The following is a 15,156-nucleotide window of genomic DNA, read 5'->3' as shown; positions in this document are numbered from 1 at the left end:
AGCAAGATGAGCATGCAAACTGAGACGGTGTTCGGAAAGGTCATCGTTGTGGATCCCATCCCGTTTCGCGGTGGCTCCAAGGTTGCGACCGAAGTGCTGCTCGATGAGTTGGCCAAGCGAATGCCCGGGCTCACATGCCATGTGTTGACCCAGGATCCCGACTCCTGGTCCCGTTGTCAGCATCATCCTCTTTGGCTGCCCCACATATTGAAGGGGCGGGAGTCCGGCATCGGCTATCTGCTCAAACAGGGGTGGCAGACCTTGCTGATCCTCTGGTTGGTGTTGCGTCTGGGGGAGGTGAAGTGCCTGGTGGCGGCGTCCGGGCCGGGAGTGGATCTCTGCTGTTACTGGGCGGCCCGCTGGTTGAGGTGCCGGGTGGTTCAGCTGATCCATGGCCCTGTGGGGTGCTCGGGGCTCTCTGCCAGGGCCTTGCAACGGGCGAATTTTGTGTTTTATCTCGAATCAACTCGCAGCTCCCTGGCGGCATTGCTGGCCCGGCTTGGCGAGACCGAGTTCCCGTCACACTGGCAGCCATTTACCAATGGTTTGAGCGAGATTGATTGGCCCAAAGCGACCCTGGGGGGGCCTCGTATTTTGTGGGCGGCCTCGTTGCTGCGCTGGAAGGGGCTGGAGACCATGCTGGCCGCCCATCAAATGATCCCTGACGCTCGCCCCGAGCTGATGGTGTGCTATCTGCAACCCAAGGGCACGCTGCAACCCTGCAGCCAGCCTCAGCCACAGCTGCCAGACACGCACTGGTATGCCAACCCCGCCAATCTTGACGAGATCCGATCTCAATGCGGCATTTTTGTCTCCACCAGTCATCAGGAACCGTTTGGCCTCTCCATTCTGGAGGCCATGGCGGCAGGATTATGCGTAGTGATCCCGGCCGATGGCGCCTGGTGGGATCGACACCTCACCGATGACGTGAATTGCCGCAAATATCAGCCAAACGATCCCGGCGATCTGGCGCGGGTGCTGGCCAGCCTCAATGCCATGCCCGACGTGGTCAAGCGACTTGGCCATCATGCCCGCCTGCATGCCATGGTCCATTACAACGCGGCGGATACCTATCAAAGCACACTGGATCAGTGGGAAGGTATGTTGCGATGGGATGCGTTGAGCCTTGCCGTGCATGGTTAGCGCGCAGTGCTTCCCCGTGGGGAGGATGGGGGCGTATGAGGGACTTATGGGCAGACTGGTTGCGGAAGGCTGGGTGACTCCGCCACTCTGATGCAGTTACGGCCGGATGATTTGGTGGTGTAGAGCACGGGAGCAGCGGGTTTGGATGCTCTCAGTTCCCTAGACACTTCACAACTTCTACGCGAGACTTAAAAAGTCTGCTCGCATATTTTTGAACGGATAAATGTGACTTGAATGGGAGCGGCCAAATAAATCCAGCTGTGATCTTTGTCTTTTCAAGGTGCGCAGGTTCATAAATGCCTATAAAAACAAGGTAAAAGGCTCGGCTATTGACTAAGTTGATAGAAGGAAAAGCATAAAACAGCGCCAATTTGATACGACAACATCGCATGGGACCCGGATCATGGACAGAGCGCAGGGCACAGCCCCCTTTTCGTTGCAAGTGGATCTAAGGCAGGTGGTGTATGCCCTGTCAGCCTCGCTGGATCTGGTGGGCATTGGCGATGTGGCCCACGGTAAACGGGTCGGGATTATGGCTGCCGAGTGCAGCCGGGAGCTGGGGATGAGTGAGGCCGAACGCTGTCTGCTGTTCGAGTTGGGGGTGCTGCATGATATCGGTGTCTCCTCGACCATCACCCATCACCATCTGGTCAGCGAGTTCGATTGGGAGTCCTCCCAGCGCCACTGCGAGGTGGGATATCAGCTGCTCAAGGATTTCCGTTTGCTGGCCCCGCTGGCCCTGCCTATCCGTTATCACCATACCCACTGGCACCTGTTGCGCGAGATGGCCGATGTGGACCCCAATGTAGCCCGTCAGGCCAACCTTATCTTTCTGGTGGATCGCTGCGATGCGTTGGCGGCGCCCTACTATGGCGATGGTTCATTGTTGATGAATACCAACGAGATCCGCGCACGCCTGCAGGATTTCCGTGACGAGTTCTTTGCCCCCGAGCTGGTGGATGCCTTCCTCAAGGCGTCTCGCTCTGAGGCATTCTGGCTGCAGCTGGAAGCTCGCTCCATCAATGATTACATGCTGGAGATGCTGCAGGTGCGGGAGCCTTGCCTGACCTTCAACGGGGAGCTAAAAGCGCTGGCGCAGATCTTCTCCGGCATTGTTGACGCCAAAAGCCCATTCACGATGACGCATTCACTCGGTGTGAGCAGGCTGTCTCGGGCATTGGCCGAGCAGATGGGAGTCAGTGCCATCCATTGTGACATGCTGGAGATCGCCGGTTTGCTGCACGATTTGGGCAAGCTCAGGGTGCCGGACGAGATCCTCGACAAGCCTGCCAGTCTGACGAAAGAGGAGCGGGCCATCATCAATACCCACAGCTTCGAGACTTACCAGATCCTGCGCCATATCGAAGGGTTTGAAGAGATTGCCTGTTGGGCGGCCTATCACCATGAGGAGCCTGACGGGGAGGGCTATCCGTTCCACCTGCCGGCATCCGCCATGGCGCTCGAAGCGCGGATCCTGCGGGTCGCCGATATTTTTCAGGCAATGGTGCAGGACAGACCTTATCGGCGCGGCCTGCCTGCCCGTGACGCATTGACCTTTATGCAGCAACTGGCGGATCAGGGGCGGGTCGATCCCGCTGTAGTGGCGGTGCTGGCCGATCACCTGCCGCAGATGATGATGGCAGCCATTCCGGATCGCGAGCCGGATCATGCCATCCATTGAGGGAGAGGCTGGCCGCTGACTCATACTGCTGCGAGCCAGCTATGCTTGGAACAAGCCGAGCATGGTGCCGGTACCGGCACAAGACGCCAGCTTGATGGACTACCGTAGGGGAGCAGATATGGAATCGCTAAAAGCCAAGGATTATATGCAGAGCAGACCCATCACCTTCACTGCCGACATGATGGTGCAAGCTGCGGTCGAGAAATTTCTGAACAGTCATCAGCTCGGTGGCCCGGTGGTGGATGGGCAGGGCCATCTGATTGGCTGGATCTCCGAGCAGGATTGCATTGCAGTGCTGCTTAAGGAGGCCTATCACTGCGAACAGGTGGCGCAGGTCAAGGATGTGATGCGCAAGGAGGTGTTGTCGGTGGGTCCCGATACCAGCATTTTGAGTCTGGCGGAGATGATGATGGGGCAAAAGCCGAAGATCTATCCGGTAGTGGAGGAGGGGCGTCTGCTCGGTGTCATCAATCGTCACAATGTCATGCAGGCCATTCACGCCCAGCTCACCACCTGTTTTGTCCATCACACCCACGGTTAACCCTGTTTTTCTCTCTCCCAAGGCAAGCTTCGGCTTGCCTTGGCTATTTCATATACTGCGATTTATTCATGTTATGCCATCTTACAATGATTGTTTTGTCATGTTTGAGGATCGGCCAATCTCTCTGTCTTCCCATATATAACGCTACGTTAAGGCTTGCACCGTTCCCGCTCGCTCTTTAGGATCGCTCGCAGCTAATCGATATGGCCCCTTTGGGCACCTATTTAAGGAATTCGTACCTTGTCTCTCTCTATCGAGGCGCTGCGCCGCCGTCTCTCTGCCTGCATGAATCTCGACGCCCGCCGCCTGTCCAGCCGTCTGCACGGGGTCAAGAAGCTGCCTGAAGTCAAACAGGCAGCCGTGCTGGAGACCATCGCCGCCGATCTGGATGCCGCGCAAGCGCGCTATCAAACCCGTCTGGCCGGAGTGCCCAAGGTCACCTATCCGGACAACCTGCCGGTCAGCCAGAAGCAGGCTGAGATCGCCAAGGCCATTCAAGAACATCAAGTGGTGATCATTGCAGGGGAAACTGGCTCGGGCAAAACCACCCAGATCCCCAAGATCTGTCTGGCGCTCGGGCGTGGAGTGAAGGGCTTTATCGGCCACACCCAGCCACGCCGTTTGGCAGCCCGCACCGTCGCGGCCCGTATTGCCGAGGAGATGGAGTCCGAGCTTGGCCACTACGTGGGTTACAAGGTGCGCTTTACCGATCAGGTGAGCGAGCAGACCCACATCAAGCTGATGACCGACGGTATCCTGCTGGCGGAGATCCAGAATGACCGGATGCTGACCCAGTACGATACCATCATCATCGATGAGGCCCACGAGCGCAGCCTCAATATCGACTTCATTCTGGGCTATCTCAAACAGCTGCTACCAAAACGCCCGGATCTCAAGGTGATCATCACCTCGGCCACTATCGACCCGCAGCGTTTCTCCCGCCATTTCAACAAGGCGCCGGTGATCGAGGTCTCCGGCCGCACTTATCCGGTGGAGGTGCGCTACCGTCCACTATTTGTTGATAAAAAAAGCAGTGACAAGAGCGAAGGGCTGGAAGAGCGCGACGAACTGCAGGGCATCTTCGATGCGGTGGAAGAGCTGGCTCGCGAAGGGCTGGGGGACATCCTCATCTTCATGAACGGCGAGCGGGAGATCCGCGATACCGCCGATGCCCTGCGCAAACTCAACCTGCGCGATACCGAGGTGCTGCCGCTCTACGCTCGCCTCTCCAACGCCGAGCAGAACAAGGTGTTCCAGCAACATGCCGGACGGCGCATCGTGCTCGCCACCAACGTGGCGGAGACCTCGCTGACGGTGCCTGGCATTCGTTACGTCATCGATCCGGGCACCGCCCGTATCAGCCGCTACTCCTGGCGTACCAAGGTGCAGCGCCTGCCCATCGAGCCGGTTTCCCAAGCCAGCGCCAACCAGCGTAAAGGGCGTTGCGGACGGGTGGCGGACGGCATCTGTATCCGTCTCTACTCCGAGGAGGATTTCAACGGCCGCCCCGCCTTCACCGACCCCGAGATCCTGCGCACCAACCTGGCTTCCGTCATCCTGCAGATGCTGGCGCTCGGCCTTGGCAACATGGAGGCGTTCCCCTTTGTCGAGCCGCCTGAGTCCCGCCATATCAAGGATGGCTTGACCCTGCTCAAAGAACTGGAGGCGGTGAGGGAATTGCCTGCCACCGGCGATCGAGAAGCCAAACTGCAGCTGACCGAGACCGGTCGCCAGCTCTCTCGCATCCCCCTTGATCTGCGTCTGGCGAAGATGGTGATCAGCGCGGCGCAGACTGGCTGCCTGAGCGAGGTGATGGTGATCACCGCTGCCCTCAGCATTCAGGATCCCCGCGAGCGGCCCATGGAGAAGAAGCAGGCCGCCGACGAGCAACACAGGCGCTTTGAGGACAAGGATTCCGACTTCCTCGCCTTCGTCAATCTGTGGAACTACCTGAAAGAGCAGCAGGATGCCCTTGGCAGCAATCCATTCCGCCGCATGTGCCAGAAGGAGTTTCTCTCCTACCTGCGGGTGCGCGAATGGCAGGACATCCATTTCCAGCTTCGGCAGACGGTCAAGGAGCTGGGTTTTAAAGTCAACCATGAACCGGCGGATTTCAAGACGGTGCACTGTGCCCTGCTGACCGGCCTCTTGAGCCATATCGGCAACAAGGATCTGGAAAAGCCCGAGTTCCTTGGCGCCCGCAACGGCCGTTTCCACCTGTTCCCGGCCTCGGGTCTGTTCAAGAAGCCGCCCAAGTGGGTGATGGCCGCAGAATTGGTGGAGACCTCGCGCCTCTACGCTCGCATCAATGCCAAGATTGAGCCCGAGTGGGTGGAGCCGCTGGCAGGCCACCTCATCAAGCTGCACCACAGCGACCCACATTGGTCGAAGAAAAACGGCGCTGTAATGGCCAAGGAGAAGGTGACCCTCTATGGTCTGACCCTGGTCAACGAGCGCACCATCAACTTCAGCCGTATCGATCCGGCGCTGTGCCGCGAGCTGTTTATCCGCCGCGCCTTGGTGGAGGGGGATTTCGAGACCCGTCACCGCTTCTTCAGTGATAACCGCAAGCTCCTGGCCGAGGTGGAGGCGCTGGAGCACAAGTCCCGTCGGCGCGACATCCTGGTGGATGACGAGGACTTGTTCCGCTTCTACGATGCCCGTTTGCCGGAGGAGGTGATCTCCGCCCGCCACTTCGACAAGTGGTGGAAAGAGGCGCAAAAGCAGGATCCCGAGCTGCTCAACTTCGAAAAAGAGATGCTGATGAAGGGAGATGCCGCCCACATCAGCGATCTTGACTACCCCAACTTCTGGCAGCAGGGGCGCCTCAAGCTCAAGTTGACCTATCAGTTCGAGCCGGGTGAGGCGGCGGATGGTGTGACCCTGCATATTCCGCTTCCGCTCCTGAATCAGGTGGAGGTGAAGGGGTTCGAGTGGTTGATCCCCGGGCTGCGCCATGAGCTGTTGGTGGCCCTTATCAAGTCGATGCCCAAGCCGATGCGCAAGAACTTCGTGCCGGCGCCGAACTATGCCGATGCGCTGCTTGCCACCCTCAATCCCGAGCAGGGGCCGCTGTTGGACGAAATGGAGCGCCAACTGCGCCGCATGACCGGCGTGACCGTGCCCCGAGAATCCTGGGATTGGAATGCGGTACCCGATCACCTGAAACTCACCTTCCGGGTGGTGGACGACAAGCACAAGAAGGTAGCGGAAGGCAAAGATCTGGAGGCATTGAAAGAGTCCCTGCGTGGCAGGGTGCAGGAGACCCTGTCGCAAGTGGCGGATGATGATATCGAGCAGTCCGGTCTCACCCTGTGGAGCTTTGGCGAGTTGCCCCAGGAGTACAGCCAGAAGCGCGGCGGCTTCGAGGTGAAGGCCTATCCGGCGTTGGTAGACGAGAAGGATTCGGTCGCCATTCAGCTGGTGGAGAGTCCGGTGGTGCAGCAGCAGCTGATGTGGGCCGGTCAGCGCCGGCTGGTGCTGCTCAACGTGCCATCTCCCATCAAGTATCTGCAGGAGAAGCTGCCCAACAAGGCCAAGCTCGGGCTCTATTTCAACCCGTTTGGCAAGGTGGCGGAGCTGATTGATGACTGTATCGCCTGTGGCTGCGACAAGCTGATCGAGCAGCATGGCGGGCTGGCTTGGGACGAGGCCGGCTTCGAGGCGCTCAAGGAGTTTGTCCGCGCCGAGCTCAACGATGCGGTAGTGGAGGTGGCCAAGCAGGTGGAGGCCGTGCTGACGCTGTCCCATGAGATCAAGAAGCGGCTCAAGGGCAAGATGCAGCTCGATACCGCCTTTGCCATGTCCGATATCCAGCAGCAGCTCGGCAACCTTATTCACAAAGGTTTTGTCACCGAGACCGGCTGGCAGCGGTTGCCTGATTTGCTGCGCTATCTGCGGGCCATCGAGCGTCGCCTGGAGAAGCTCGCCATCGATCCCAACCGGGATCGGGTCTACATGCTCAAAGTGCACAGCGTGGAGTCGGAGTACAAGGCGCTGCTCGCCAAGATCCCCAAATCCCAGCGGATCCCGGCCGAGGTGGTCAATATCCGCTGGATGATTGAGGAGCTGCGGGTGTCGTTCTTTGCCCAGAATCTGGGGACCCCTTATCCGGTCTCCGATAAACGGGTGCTTAACGCCATCGCTCAGTGCTAAGCTGCTATCTAACTGTTTTAACAGCAAGATAGAGCGTAATGAGAAGGGGTTGCCAGTCAGCTGGCTCCCTTCAAACCGCAAGTCAGGGAGGCAAGGATGCTGGGGAGCTGGTTGAGTGTGGCGCAGGTGGTGATCAGCGGTTATCAACCCATCGCGGAACAAACCTGGGTGCAGTTGAACCCGGAATATTACCCGCTGGCGCGCACGCCGCCTGCGATGTTTGTGGCTTGGCGTGGCAATCAGTTTCCGCCGCTGGCCCAAAAGCAAAAGCACGGTCGCTGGCAGATCCTCTTTCCCGCCCGGCTGGTCCCCCCTTTCGATCTGTTCGAGGGTGAGGCTCAGCTCTCCAAAACCTATCTGGCAAGACTGCGGCGCATCGACGAGATGGCTTACGGGGTCGCCCCCGGGCAGGCTGTTGCGGCTGGTGCAATCGTGCAGCAGGGGAGTGGTTCCCCTGATTATCACGCGCAACCTGTCGCGCCCTTTATCGCCGAGTTCCGTACACCCCAAGACGCGTTCGGTGGTGTTGATATACCCAGCGACCCCGACGAGAGCGAACCTCTACTGGCTCAGCTGGGGGTGACCTTTCGCACAGCGGGGATGAGTGGTACCCAAGGAAATGAGGGAGTAGCGAGCGCCGATATGGCGCTCGCCAGCCACACGGCTAGCTTATCCGCAGGCAGTGATGCCATGCTTACCCTCTCGGCTCCTGCGGCCGGCGCTCCACAAACTGTGTGTCATCAGGTCGCAGCAGGGGAGACCCTGTGGCGCATTGCCAACCAGTTATCCAGTGCCCGGGGAGGCGATACCTACAGCTATTTGCTGGCGCTGGTGGCAGAGAATCAGCCGCGGCTTGGCAAGAGCATTCGAGTCAGAACGGGGGAGGGTCTCTACTGCCCGCGCGCCGAGACCCTGGCGCGGTTTGATGCCCTGAGCCCGGCCCAGCGTCAGCAGCAGTTCGCCCGGTTGGAGCAGGGGCGCTAAATACAGAGTCGGTACCTTGTATCCGAAGTTGGCCCGTGGTAGTATTCGCGCTCGTTTTGCGAGGTGTTGACCGGTCGCAGTTAGCACCATAAATTCATCCAAAAGAGATACATACTATGTCTTTCGTATTCCAAGCTGAAGTCCGTTCTGACCTGGGGAAAGGTGCGAGCCGCCGCCTGCGTCAAGCTGACCAAGTTCCTGCCATCGTTTACGGTGCAGGTAAAGAAGCTCTGTCCATCACTGTTGACCACAAGAAAATGATCCTGGCTCAAGAGAAGCCGGAATTCTATGAGTCTGTACTGACTCTGGTTATCAACGGTGAAGAAGTTAACGTAAAAGTGAAAGCTATCCAGCGTCACCCGGTACGTTACAAGCTGATCCACCTGGACTTCGTTCGCGTTTAATAGCGAACCGTCAGGTTGAAGAAAAGCCACTCTCAGGAGTGGCTTTTTGCTATCTGGCATCTTGTGAGCAGGCTGAAGGGACTTACCTGATAAGCCAGCAAGGCGGTTATCCCAGCTGGCTAAGGGCTTGTTGGCAACGCTGCTCGGCGGCATCAAGCTCCAGCAGTACCATCCTGATATCTTCCATCTGCTGTTGCAGTGTCTCCCGTTTTTCCTCAACCAGTCCCAGCATGGTCTGTAACTGGGTGCGGCTGCTCTTGTCGGCATCATAGAGATCAAACAGCTCGCGGATCTCGGCGAGGCTGAATCCGAGCCGCTTGCCGCGCAGGGTGAGCTTGAGGCGAACCCGATCCTGCTTGCTGTAAATGCGGGTTTGTCCCTCTCGGGCGGGATTGAGTAACCCCTGATCCTCATAAAAGCGGATACTGCGCGTCGTAATATCAAATTCCCGGGCCAGCTCACTGATGCTGAAGCGCCGTCCTTCATCCTTGTTGTTCATACAGACTTCTTGGCGAACTAAATCCTGTCTGCACCTTACCTAAACGTAAACTGCACTGCAACTCTTGTTCCATTGCGTCAGAACCCCTATGTTATGGCCATGTAACAAACAGAGGCAGGCAAATGGATATTGCAATTGTGGCGGCAAAACGGACTCCGATGGGGGCGTTTCAGGGGGCATTGGCAGAGGTGACTGCGCCTGAGTTGGGAGCCTGTGCCATCGAGGCGGCACTACAGCAAAGCGGGCTGCGTCCGGAGCAGGTCGATGAAGTGTTTATGGGCAATGTGCTGGCGGCGGGCGTGGGGCAAGCGCCAGCCCGGCAGGCGTTGTTGAAAGCAGGGTTGCCAGATAGTGCGCCTGCTACCACAGTCAACAAGGTGTGCGGATCCGGCATGAAAGCAGTGATGCTGGCGGCGGATACCATCCGCCTTGGTGACAACAGGGTGGTGGTCGCGGGGGGGATGGAGAGCATGAGCCGTGCCCCCTATCTGCTGGATAATGCCCGCAGCGGCTTTCGGATGGGGCATCAAAAGGTGCTGGACCACCTATTCCTCGACGGTTTGCAAGATGCCTATGATGGCCAGCTGATGGGGATACATGCCCAGCGAAGTGCCGATCTGGCCGGTTTGACCCGCAGTGCCATGGATGAGTTTGCTCTTGCGTCGTTGCAGCGTGCCCGCGATGCGCAGCAAGCCGGCGCGTTTGCATCCGAGCTGACAAGCGTTTATCGCAGTGAACGCTTGTTGCTGGCCGAAGACGAACAACCCGGCAAGGGCAGACCGGAGAAGATCCCTACCCTGAAGCCAGCGTTTGGCAAGGAGGGTACCATTACGGCAGCAAATTCGAGCTCTATCTCGGACGGTGCGGCGGCGCTGATATTGATGGATGGCACCACGGCGCAAGCCTGGCAGATACCAGTGCTGGCACGGATCGTCGGTTATCAGAGCCATGCAGCATTGCCCGCCGAGTTTACCTCTGCGCCCATTGGCGCCATTTCACGCTTGCTGGCGCGTCTGGCATGGTCGGTGGAAGAGGTGGATCTCTTTGAGATCAACGAGGCCTTCGCCATGGTCACCATGCTGGCCATGAGCGGGGTCGGCATCCCTCATCACAAGGTCAATGTGCATGGAGGGGCCTGTGCACTCGGTCATCCGCTGGGGGCGAGTGGCGCACGCATTCTGGTGACGCTGATTGCCGCGCTGCGGCAACGGGGTTTGCGGCGAGGCGTGGCCGCGCTCTGTATCGGGGGCGGGGAGGCGACCGCTATCGCGGTCGAAGTGAATGACGAAACGAATTAATTGGTGGCTTCCATCGCCAGTAGTTGTTCCGTGACCCAGGTGGTGGCGGCCAGATAGAGGTGACTCACCTTATCCTCGCTCAGCCCCAGGCGGGCTGTTCTGGCCGTTACCCGTGACCAGTTGGCGCTCTCGTAATCTTCACAAAACGCGAGGTAGAAACCCAGATTGCCTTTGCGCTCCAGCAGCGCCAGCCGAATATCGTCGATAAGAGGGATAGTGCCGAGCAGTTTGTCCATCGGCTGCTCCATCAGTACATCCAGCAGGGAGAAGAGACCGGTGATAAAGGCCTGTTGTGCCTGCTGGCTCGGGGCGTGGGCATGAGCCAGCAGTTCACAGAATCGGGCGCGGATCATCGACATCTGGTAGAGCTCGGCGCTCTTGCCCTTGCCGGCGCTGGTCGCGGCTACCAGCGAGACAAAGCGCTTTAGCTGGGTGTTGCCCAGATAGATGGCAGCCTGGCGAAATGACGAAATAGGGTTGGTGTGACCTTTGAGATGGTTGACATAGCGCAACAGCTTGAGAGAGAGGGAGATATCCTGACCGAGTAGCTGCTCAATCTTGTTGATATCAGGCTCTGCCTCGTTGACCACGTTGAGCAACTGCATCACCACGACTTGCGCCGGCTCCATGGTGGCTTGCTTGACCATCTCGGGTCGACTGAAGAAAAAGCCCTGGAACAGCTGGATCCCCAGCTGTTTGACCCGCTCGAACTCCGCCTTGTCCTCTACTTTTTCCGCCAGATAGGTGAGCCCCAGCGTCTGATGCCGCTGGATAAACACCTTGATCTGCATCAGTGGGGTGGCACGAAGATCAAACTTGATGATGTGGATAAAGGGGAGGAAGCGCTCCCAATCCGGTGACATGGTGAAGTCATCGAGTGCCAGCTGATATCCCAGCTTGTGCAGCTGTTTCACCTTTTCCAGCAGGGCATCATCCGGTGGGGAATCTTCCAGGATCTCAATCACCACTTTTTCGGGCGGCAGGCACTCTGCCAATCCCTCCAGCAGCAGTGAGTGGGGGAAGTTGATAAAGCAGGGGCGGCCCCCCAACAGCTGATCGATATTTTGTTGCAGAAACTGTTCGACCACCAGGCGTGACGTCGCCTGTTGGGAGGAGATGCTCGGGAAGACATTATTCAGACTATCGCGAAAGAGCAGCTCATAGGCATGAGTTTTGAGGTCTCTGTCGAGGATCGGCTGTCTTGCTACGTAGGAATACATGCCTTGCTCCAGTAAAGGTACTGGGTTGATTTTATGGTGTTGCAGAACACTATGCCAGTGTTCACCTTATTGAGTAAGGCAATAATTGGCATAGCGTTTTTTGCAGGGAAGGAATTTAGAAGAGATAGCTCAATTGTGCACCAGCCAGCCAGGCATCCCCTTCGGAAGTGCCCTGGAAGGTGGAGGTCGTCATCGGATTACCCGGTTGCAGCTCCATTTTTTCAGTGACATCCACCTTTTTGCCATCGATCAGAGTCAGCCCCAGATCCACGGTCAGGTTGGGCGTGAATTGATACCCCATTCCCAGGCTGTACCAGAGCCGATCGGCGTCCGGGATGGAGATGGTACGACGATCGGCTGGCACCGGGCTGGCGTCATAGGCCACACCGGAGCGCAGTTGCCAATTGGGAGTGACTTGATAGGTCATACCGATGGCGTAGCGCCAGCTATCTTCCCAGTGCTCGTCCTTGATGTGCATGTTCTGCAAATTGTTGAGATCAGCTTCCAACTGAACGAATTTGCTCCAGTTGGTCCAGTTCAGGCTGCCGTGGAGAGCCAGCTTGTCAGTCAGCTGATGGAATGCCGCCAACTCTGCCGTCGCTGGCAACGGCAGATCCAGACTGCCGGTATCTCTGATCTCGGTAACGGAGCCATCTGCATTGGGTCGGCCCACGATAGCATCTCCCGAGAGGGTCAAAGTGACATCGTGACGGTAGGATAGGCCAATGCGGGTTTGTTCGGACAACTCCAGCAAGGTGCCGACATTCCAGCCCCATGCCCAGCCATCCCCTTGCAAATGTTTTGCGATCAGGTTGCGAGAAGGGAAGGTGCCACCGACTTCGCCTTCGCCCTGAATAGCAGAGATCCCGGCACCAATTGACCACATCTCATTGATGCGATAGGCGAGTGAGGTACCCAGATCCATGGTCTTGATATCGGAGACATTGCCAAAGTGTCCCGCGCTGTAGTTATCCGGCATCTTGACGCCAAGGCCGTAGTAAGAGGTTGCCGAGAAGCCGAGTCGCCACTGCTCGTTGAGTGGAATGATGAGATAGGCGTTGGGTACCCAGGCTGTGGCGGCGATATCGTGTGCACTGGCATCGGAGGTGACGATACCGGCTTTGGTCGGCAAGCGGGTGTTGCCTTCAATATTGACGTCAGGACTGACATAGATGACTCCGCCAGAGAGCGCCATCTGATCGAAGCGGGTCATGGCTGCTGCATTGCGGGAGAGCACACTGGCGTTATCCGCGATGGCGGCCTCACCGGCAAAGGCGCGTCCCAGTCCTGTAGCGGACTGTTCAGCCAGCTGGAACCCGGCGGCATGAGTCTGACCCGCGATCACCAACAGGGCGATGGCGGACGGTTTGATGATGGGATGCATGGCAAAATCCTTGCTGTTACCCGAAGGTTCAATAGGTCATATGAATGAAGGCAGGATTTTATATGGTATGACCAGTAAGGCAACGGTAATGACCAGTATCTGGATAAAACAAGATTAAATGCTGAAAGGATGCACTCTAATAGCTTGATTAAAAAAGAAAAATAAACAGGTGTGTGCTACATGTGTGCGCTGAAATGGCTACTTAGGACAAAAAAAGAGCGCCTGACGGCGCTCTTTCAATTCTATCAATAATCAGAACTTCATGTTGAACTGGGCAGAGGCCAGGAAGGCGTTGCCGTGGGAAGTGCCTTGCCAGCGAGTGGTACTGTCATGTTTCGGCAGGCCTTCATTGACGTCAACCTCTTTGCCATCCAGATAGGCCATACCGAAGTCAACACTCATATCTGTGTTGATATGATAGGTGGCTCCTGCGCTATACCAGATACGGTCTGAGTCGGGGATGCTCAGGCTACGGTACTCAGCTTCGATCGGACTATTGTCATAGGCAAAGCCCAGACGTGCTTCCCAAGCTGGATTGATATACCAAGTGCCACCGATGGAATAACGGAGGGAGTCTTTAAAATTCTCTGGTTTTTGCAAGCATTGACCAACAATTGCGCCATCTTTACAGCCACTGCTGGTTGCTTTCAGTTCTTCAAACGCACTCCAGTCAGTCCAGTTAACTGAGTAGTGGACGGCAAATTGCTGATTCAGACGGTGATATCCGGCAAATTCAGCCTGAGCTGGCAAATCCAGCTTTAGGTTGCCGTCTACAGTTTTAAATACAGGCTTGCCATTTTGGAGGCCAGCTATACCGGCAGTCGCTCCCTGAAAATCACCGTCAAAGCTCATATCCACTTGTGAGCGATAAGTCAGAGCAAAACGGTGATTTTCGTTGACCTCATAGAGTGTACCAACGTTCCACCCGAAGCCCCATGTGTCACCTTTAAGGTGCGCAACATTAGTATCTTTCGGGAGCCCGTTTAGGTTGTAGCCAGCAAAACGGTTGAGCTCAGCAGCACCATAAACAGCGTTAATGCCTGCGCCAATACTGAACTGCTGGTTGATACGATAGGCAATATTAGGGTTGATATTGAAGGTGACCAGCTCTGTATTACCAGCGGCTGAACCTGCATTGAATGTCTCAGAATATTCGGTAGATAGGCCATAATTTGAAAATAGGCCGATACCCCATGCCCACTGGTCATTCAGTGGTTGAATAAAGTAAGAGGCTGGGACGAAAGCCGCTGGCGCAATGCCACTTTCGCTGGCTGGGAGAACCCCTCCAATTTTGCCATCCACATCCACATCCGGTTTGATGTAGGTGCCAGAGACAGAAACTGCCATCTTGTCGAAGGTGGTCATGGCGGCCGGGTTACGGGCCAGAACGGAGGCGTTGTCGGCAATAGCGGCTTCACCTGCATAGGCGCGACCCAGACCAGAGGCCGAGTGCTCGTTCAACTGGAATGCCGCGGCATGGACTTGACCGGTGGCCAGCGCGATGGTGGCGGCAATCAGGCTCTTCTTGAAAATAGTTGTCGTCATGGTGTTCTCTCTTGTAGGCAGATTTTTTTGCCGATATTGGCTGCACGTTCAATGCAAACCTCGACAAAATCCGTTTTTATTTCAGCTTCTTCCCAATCAATTCTGGCGTGATTCTATGGATCTGGTAGGAGGTAAGAAATCAGACCAGTGACAGCAGAATACATAAAAGTGATCGATGTGTTAATCATTTGTTTTAACATGCTGTTTAATTCATCATTTTCACGGTCTAAAGGCGGAATATTGACCTGGATTGCCGATCTCCGTCACAAAAATAATTTTGTCAATTTTTCGAAATCTTGAGG

At 56.7% G+C, this 15,156-nt stretch carries 11 protein-coding genes; 7 read left to right on the top strand and 4 right to left on the bottom strand.

Annotation, left to right across the window (positions count from 1 at the left end; translation table 11 throughout):
• Nucleotides 1-6 precede the first annotated feature (6 nt).
• The 6 genes from I6L47_RS03570 to rplY all read left to right on the top strand — a co-directional run bounded on the left by I6L47_RS03570 (nt 7) and on the right by rplY (nt 8,908).
• The gene (locus I6L47_RS03570) at nt 7-1,143 is read left to right on the top strand and encodes a glycosyltransferase family 4 protein (protein ID WP_216948680.1); all 1,137 of its coding nucleotides are present in this window, start codon (nt 7-9) and stop codon (nt 1,141-1,143) included.
• Nucleotides 1,144-1,546: 403 nt separating this feature from the next.
• Entirely contained in the window at nt 1,547-2,824 is a 1,278-nt protein-coding gene (locus tag I6L47_RS03565; RefSeq protein WP_216948679.1) for an HD-GYP domain-containing protein, read from the top strand.
• A 118-nt stretch (nt 2,825-2,942) separates the two neighbouring features.
• On the top strand, nt 2,943-3,365 hold the full coding sequence (locus I6L47_RS03560) for a CBS domain-containing protein (RefSeq protein ID WP_005333273.1): 423 nt from the start codon (nt 2,943-2,945) through the stop codon (nt 3,363-3,365).
• 240 nt (nt 3,366-3,605) lie between these two features.
• Nucleotides 3,606-7,520 carry an ATP-dependent RNA helicase HrpA gene (hrpA, locus tag I6L47_RS03555; protein WP_216948678.1) on the top strand — a complete coding sequence of 1,305 codons (3,915 nt, stop codon included), beginning with the start codon at nt 3,606-3,608 and terminating at the stop codon, nt 7,518-7,520.
• Nucleotides 7,521-7,616: 96 nt separating this feature from the next.
• Nucleotides 7,617-8,504, top strand: a complete 888-nt coding sequence (locus I6L47_RS03550) for a hypothetical protein (RefSeq protein WP_216948677.1) — start codon at nt 7,617-7,619, stop codon at nt 8,502-8,504.
• 116 nt (nt 8,505-8,620) lie between these two features.
• Nucleotides 8,621-8,908: a 50S ribosomal protein L25 gene (gene rplY / locus I6L47_RS03545; RefSeq protein WP_005333252.1), complete on the top strand. Its 288-nt coding sequence runs from the start codon at nt 8,621-8,623 to the stop codon at nt 8,906-8,908.
• Nucleotides 8,909-9,014: 106 nt separating this feature from the next.
• On the opposite strand, the gene I6L47_RS03540 is transcribed toward rplY, so the two are convergent.
• Nucleotides 9,015-9,407, bottom strand: coding sequence for a MerR family DNA-binding transcriptional regulator (locus I6L47_RS03540; protein WP_005360322.1), 393 nt, complete (start codon nt 9,405-9,407; stop codon nt 9,015-9,017).
• A 122-nt stretch (nt 9,408-9,529) separates the two neighbouring features.
• Here I6L47_RS03540 and I6L47_RS03535 point away from each other — a divergent pair, with 122 nt between their 5' ends.
• A complete protein-coding gene (locus I6L47_RS03535) occupies nt 9,530-10,705 on the top strand; it encodes a thiolase family protein (RefSeq protein ID WP_216948676.1) in 1,176 nt (391 codons plus the stop codon).
• Here I6L47_RS03535 and I6L47_RS03530 read toward each other — a convergent pair.
• The 3 genes from I6L47_RS03530 to I6L47_RS03520 all read right to left on the bottom strand — a co-directional run bounded on the left by I6L47_RS03530 (nt 10,702) and on the right by I6L47_RS03520 (nt 14,854).
• The gene (locus I6L47_RS03530; protein WP_005333249.1) at nt 10,702-11,925 is read right to left on the bottom strand and encodes an EAL and HDOD domain-containing protein; all 1,224 of its coding nucleotides are present in this window, start codon (nt 11,923-11,925) and stop codon (nt 10,702-10,704) included. The two genes, I6L47_RS03535 and I6L47_RS03530, sit on opposite strands and share 4 nt — an antisense overlap.
• Before the next feature lie 115 nt (nt 11,926-12,040).
• Nucleotides 12,041-13,309 (bottom strand): outer membrane protein transport protein, encoded by a 1,269-nt coding sequence (locus tag I6L47_RS03525; RefSeq protein ID WP_103251970.1) that lies wholly within the window; start codon nt 13,307-13,309, stop codon nt 12,041-12,043.
• A 252-nt stretch (nt 13,310-13,561) separates the two neighbouring features.
• Nucleotides 13,562-14,854: an outer membrane protein transport protein gene (locus tag I6L47_RS03520; protein WP_216948675.1), complete on the bottom strand. Its 1,293-nt coding sequence runs from the start codon at nt 14,852-14,854 to the stop codon at nt 13,562-13,564.
• Nucleotides 14,855-15,156: the final 302 nt, after the last annotated feature.

It is taken from the genome of Aeromonas sp. FDAARGOS 1417, assembly GCF_019046985.1.
In the GTDB taxonomy this organism is placed as follows: Bacteria; Pseudomonadota; Gammaproteobacteria; order Enterobacterales; family Aeromonadaceae; genus Aeromonas; species Aeromonas veronii.
This window is presented reverse-complemented; position numbering and strand designations above follow the sequence as displayed.